Source organism: Iodobacter sp. CM08, assembly GCF_033446605.1.
Classification (GTDB): domain Bacteria; phylum Pseudomonadota; class Gammaproteobacteria; order Burkholderiales; family Chitinibacteraceae; genus Iodobacter.
In genome coordinates, this window is record NZ_JAWQUO010000077.1 from 1 (window position 1) to 5,387 (window position 5,387).

The following is a 5,387-nucleotide window of genomic DNA, read 5'->3' on the forward strand; positions in this document are numbered from 1 at the left end:
TTAACCCGTTAAAGTCTGGCGACCATAGCGAGGTGGTCCCACTCCTTCCCATCCCGAACAGGACAGTGAAACACCTTAGCGCCGATGATAGTGCAGATTACCTGTGTGAAAGTAGGTCATCGCCAGACACCCCTTACTGAGCGAATCAAAGATTCGCACGTTAAAGTAGTAAAGACGTAGTAAACAGAACCCCCGTACTCGAAAGAGGCGGGGGTTTTGCTTTGCGTGGAAAAAGTTGGTTGGCTAAATAGTAAGAATGCACTAAAAGTAAAATACTTTATGTTTATTGAGTATTTTACTTTTAGTGCATTTTTATTGGCTGATGTGTTCATGATGGGGAATTATTTAAAATAATGATCTAGAATTAATTGCTTAAGTTATGTTCTATCTTAGCGGGGACTGAAGTGCATGGGGCATTGGGGGATTGATCAATGGAGTATGTAATGTGCAAACCCAGGTGAAAAATTTTTCAGAGTATCAGGAAGTATCCGCAGATTTTCAGCAAATATTGGCTGAGGTGGCCGCCTTACATCTACGTGCCTTAGAGAGTGGAAAACAAAGTAAGAGAGATGCAGATGCAAGCTATAAAAGCATTTGTAATTTATCATCAGATGCGATGCTTTTGATTAATGTTGAAGGAAAAATTGTTTGGGCAAATCATGCATTAGTAATGTTATTTGCTTATCCAAAAACAAAATTATTAGGTTTAAATCTTGACGCGTTAGTGGTTGCAGATCAAAGAGAAAAACTTTTAACATTACTGGATAGCTTTAATTTGATGAGCGATAGTGATGCGCTGAGTGATGCAAGTTTATTTGATTGGCAAACGTTTACTGGAAGCTCTTTTTCTGGGGAAATGCGCTTGAGTTTATTGCCAAATCAAGGGATCGAAGGAGCGAATGTTTGTTTATTGGTTAAGAATAACTCTGCAGTTCAAAGTGAAGCAAAAGAAAACAATAAAATTAAACAAATTTTAGATGAAACAGTAAAGGTAAGGCGCGATTTTTTAGCAAATATTAGTCATGAAATCCGTACTCCAATGAACGCTATTATTGGAATGACGCATCTGGTTTTTAAAACTGAATTAAATATAAGACAAAAAAATTATATAGAAGTTATTCAGCGGTCTAGTGAGCATTTATTAAGTATTGTTAATGATATTTTTGATTTTTCTAAAATGGAAGAAGGGCAGTTAGTTTTGGAGTGTGCTGTTTTTGATTTAAATGAAATATTAAAAACTATAGAAAAAAAATGTGAAGATGAAGCAAAAATAAAAAATATAGCTTTGAATTTTATCTTGCCTTCTAGCTTACCTGAAGCATTAGTAGGTGATGCCGCACGATTACAGAAAATTTTATTACACTTGGTAGGAAATGCTATTAAATTTACTCAGCAAGGCCGTGTAGAGCTAAAAACGGATATTCAGTCAGAAAGTGAACTGGATATTACGATTAAATTTTCTATTAGCGATACGGGGCTAGGCATTGATGATGAGCAAAAGGCGCGTTTATTTCAGGCATTTTCTCAAGCTGATACATCAGCAACTCGGAAGTTTGGTGGGCTAGGTATGGGCTTAGTGATTGCTAAAAAACTAGTTAAATTAATGGGAGGGGAAATTGGCGTTATCAGTGAACTGGGAAAAGGCAGTTGTTTTTGGTGTTGTGTGCCGCTCAAAAAAAACATGCAATCGATGGCCCCAATCACTCCCGTAGAAAATACTCAGCGAGCAGAATTAATGGCCCGCGCTGGCTCTCATATATTACTCGTTGAGGATAATGCATTAAACCAACAGGTTGCGAGTGAAATATTGATTGATGCAGGTATGCAAGTGACTGTGGTAAGTGATGGGCAACAGGCGCTAGATATTATAGAAAAGCAAACATTTGATTTGATCTTAATGGATATTCAAATGCCTGTATTGGATGGTTGGAGTACAGCTAAGATTATTCGTGGAGGTCAACATCAATCCTCTATTCCTATCGTGGCATTGACTGCCTTATCCATGAATGAAGATAGGCAAATGTGCATGGATATAGGCATGAGTGACCATTTGCTTAAGCCGATTGATTCTGATTTATTAATGAATATATTGATTAAGTGGTTACCACATACTAAAAGAGCTGCTGTGAAAGAAGTGGCAAAGAAAATAGCGGTGCCAAATGATTTGGCTGCTGCTGGGCTTCCTCGTGATATTGCTGGTCTAGATATGGTGATGGGCCTTAAATATGCGATGGGCAATCCTGATTTTTACCGGCGATTATTGATTAAGGTTTTAGACGAAATACCAAAAGTGCAGGCTAGTTTAGCTGAAGCGCTGCTTACTGATCACTGGAGTGAGGCTAAGCGACATGCGCATACTTTAAAAGGAATTGCGGCAACAATTGGTGCTGATATCGTACAAAAATATTCCGCAGAACTTGAGTTGGCCTTAGGCCAGACTGTGGTGAAGCCCCAAATATTGAAGATGCAAATTGAAGTGAGTGATGCTTTGCATTACTTGCTTGAATCACTGCAGCATTTTTATTTTGAAGAAAAAACGACTGAAGAGTTACCTACAGTGGCTGCATCTTTAATCACTCCTTTAGATGAGGAGGGAAGAAAAGCACTATTTGAGGGCTTACAGCATTTATTACAAGAAGGCGATGCTGCTGCATGTGAGTTTTTTGAAGAAAATCAACTCGGTTTTGAGTGCCTATGGCAAGGGCGCAGCCATGAGCTAGCGCGATTCATTAATCAGTTTGCATTTAATGATGCTTTGGAATGGATGATGAACTCTCCCATTTAAATCAATAGTTAATGCTAAATGTTTAGTGAATAAGGAGTAGTGATGGAACCATTACAATCGCAAGAAAATAGGTCGACCATTTTGGTGGTGGATGACACGCCAGATAATTTAATGTTACTTAATGGCCTATTACGGGATAAGTATCGGGTGAAAGTTGCTAATCATGGTGATGTTGCTTTGCGTTTGGTTTTGACTGAGCCAAGGCCTGATCTTATTTTGCTGGATGTAATGATGCCGGATATTAATGGCTATCAGGTTTGTCGAAAATTAAAAGCTGATAAAGAAACTGAAGATATTCCGGTTATTTTTCTGACTGCAAAAACGGCTATTGAGGATGAGGAAGAGGGTTTTTCTGTTGGTGGTGCAGATTATATTAGTAAGCCTATTATTCCGACCATTTTATTGGCACGGGTGCAAACACAATTGGCTTTAAAGGCTGCACAGGTTTTTTTAAAAAATCAAAATCAATATTTAGAACATTTGGTGCAAGAGCGCACTAGAGAATTGGCACATTTACAGCAGGCAACTATTTTGGCTATGGCTTCGTTGGCTGAAACACGAGATAACGAGACTGGAAAACATCTGCGGCGCACTCAGCATTTTGTGGCTTTATTGGCGTTAGAGTTGGCAGACGATCCTCAGTTTAGCGAGGAATTAACACCTGCCAATATTCAATGGCTGTATAAATCGGCACCAATGCACGATATTGGCAAAGTGGGTGTGCCTGATCATATTTTGCTGAAGCCGGGTAAATTGACGGATGAAGAGTTTAATTTAATGAAAATGCATACCGTATATGGACGGGATGTAATTACTTCGGTGGAGAGTTATTTAGGCTCTAAAGAAGATAAATTTTTGCATTATGCACGTGAAATTGCGTATAGCCACCAAGAGAAATGGGATGGTAGTGGTTATCCTCAGGGTTTAAAGGGCGAAGATATACCATTATCTGCACGATTAATGGCAGTTGCTGATGTTTATGATGCGCTGGTATCTAAGCGGGTTTATAAGCCGCCTTTTTCTCATGCAGATGCGATTGATTTAATTGTAAAAGGCCGTGGTGCACATTTTGATCCTGTGGTGGTGGATGCTTTATTACGTATTCAAAATACATTCCCTGATATTACGGTGCTCTTTTCTGATGAAGAGGGTGAGCATCATTAGGCCTACTTGCCCTCTCTGGTGCTTTTAGTTGTTTGAGAGTGTGCTTAATTCTTGGAAAATTTCTGTAAATATTGGTCTGCTATCTAGATCGCTTTGTGAGCAGCGTGCTTGCAGATGAAGCAGCTGATTGAGCAGGGCTGGCGATCCTTCTGTACGGCTGATTAGTTCTTCTAAAAGATAGGCAAATGCCTTGACCTCAATTTTTTGTAATCGCGTATCTGTATAAAAAGACCTGATTATGTCTCTTGCTCAATTTCAATTATAAATATCGTAGGGCGGGTGCAACCCGCGTGTTTATTCAGCATGGCTCGCGGGTTTCACCCGCCCTACACATTCAAAAACCAAGCCCAACACTCAAGAACCCCATCTGCACGGAGTCCATTGAGCAAGAGACATAATCAGGTAAAAAGATGCCGCGCCAAAGTCCCCTAAAAGTGTTTCACCCTTGGTATTGATCAAAATATTGTGTGCATATAAATCGCCGTGCAGGATCTGGGCTGCGTGTAAGTGTGCGGCTGCAGCGGCAATGCTGCTTAAGATACGCAGCGTTATATCTAGACTAAATGGCTGATCTTGCTGATAAATATCTCTAGTGCACGATTCTAGGCTGGGCGGGCCCGCTAGATTGCTAAAGCCTGACGCAATCAGTGGCATTAATAGCGCTGGAGTTTGCTCAGGGTGATGTTTTACCTCACCAATGGCACCGATTAGCGCTGGATGCTCACCGGCTGCAAGACATGCAGCCATTTCGCACTGCGGTAGGCCATCGCTGGTGAGTGCTCCTTTAAAGAGTTTGAGCGCCACATCTTGGGTGGCTTCCTCTATTTGCCAACTGGCTTTGTAGATCAGGCCAGAAGCACCTTCGCCCAATTGTTCGGCGATTTGTAAATCCAGCCAGTGAACAAGTTGGCTCGATAGAGGAGGAGGGGCTTTGCAGAAGGGATTGCCTGCAAAAGCAAGCCACGCTAGTTTAGGCAGGGTAAACAGCCAATCAGGTAAAACTTTTAGCTGATTTGCAGCAATTCTGATGAGCTCTAAATCTTGGCAAGCTGCCAGCTCTGCAGGCAATGATTGCAATTGATTGCCCGCCAGCATGAGTTTTTGCAAGAAGAGACACTGCCCTAGCTCGGCGGGCAGCTGACTGAGTTGGTTATCGGTCAGAATTAACCAACGTAACGCTTTTGGTAGGGCTGCCGCGCTGACGCTGCTGATTTGATTGGCTTTAAAGCCCACCATAGAGAGCTGAGGGCAGCGCCCTAGCACTTCAGGGAGATGCTGAAACTGATTGTCTGAGTGTTGACGCCGACCGAAAACTGACCCAGGTGCTTTACTTATTCTGCTTAACTCTTGAGCAGAGGATAAAAGGTGATCACCATGGAAATGATGGGCAAAATCCGTAGAATGTATTTTCGCGATAATCTGTCGCTGCACGAAATCA

The 5,387-nt window shown here is 41.3% G+C and carries 3 protein-coding genes and 1 rRNA gene; 3 read left to right on the forward strand and 1 reads right to left on the reverse strand.

Annotated elements, in window-relative coordinates; all coding sequences use genetic code 11:
- Nucleotides 1–14: 14 nt before the first annotated feature.
- The 3 genes from rrf (at nucleotide 15) to R6242_RS21885 (ending at nucleotide 3,949) form a co-directional block, all read left to right on the forward strand.
- Nucleotides 15–128, forward strand: a 5S ribosomal RNA gene (gene rrf / locus R6242_RS21875).
- Nucleotides 129–445: 317 nt separating this feature from the next.
- Complete coding sequence (locus R6242_RS21880; protein ID WP_318430958.1) at nucleotides 446–2,785, forward strand: response regulator; 2,340 nt, start codon at nucleotides 446–448, stop codon at nucleotides 2,783–2,785.
- Between the two features lie 42 nt (nucleotides 2,786–2,827).
- Entirely contained in the window at nucleotides 2,828–3,949 is a 1,122-nt protein-coding gene (locus R6242_RS21885; protein WP_293936950.1) for an HD-GYP domain-containing protein, read from the forward strand.
- 354 nt (nucleotides 3,950–4,303) lie between these two features.
- On the opposite strand, the gene R6242_RS21890 is transcribed toward R6242_RS21885, so the two are convergent.
- A complete protein-coding gene (locus tag R6242_RS21890; protein ID WP_412100805.1) occupies nucleotides 4,304–5,185 on the reverse strand; it encodes a leucine-rich repeat-containing protein kinase family protein in 882 nt (293 codons plus the stop codon).
- Nucleotides 5,186–5,387: the final 202 nt, after the last annotated feature.

Excerpts from the sequence above, each read along its gene's own strand:
- R6242_RS21885 (WP_293936950.1), top strand. The coding sequence starts at position 2,828 with ATGGAACCATTACAATCGCAAGAAAATAGGTCGACCATTTTGGTGGTG.
- R6242_RS21890 (WP_412100805.1), bottom strand. The coding sequence starts at position 5,185 with ATGGTGGGCTTTAAAGCCAATCAAATCAGCAGCGTCAGCGCGGCAGCC.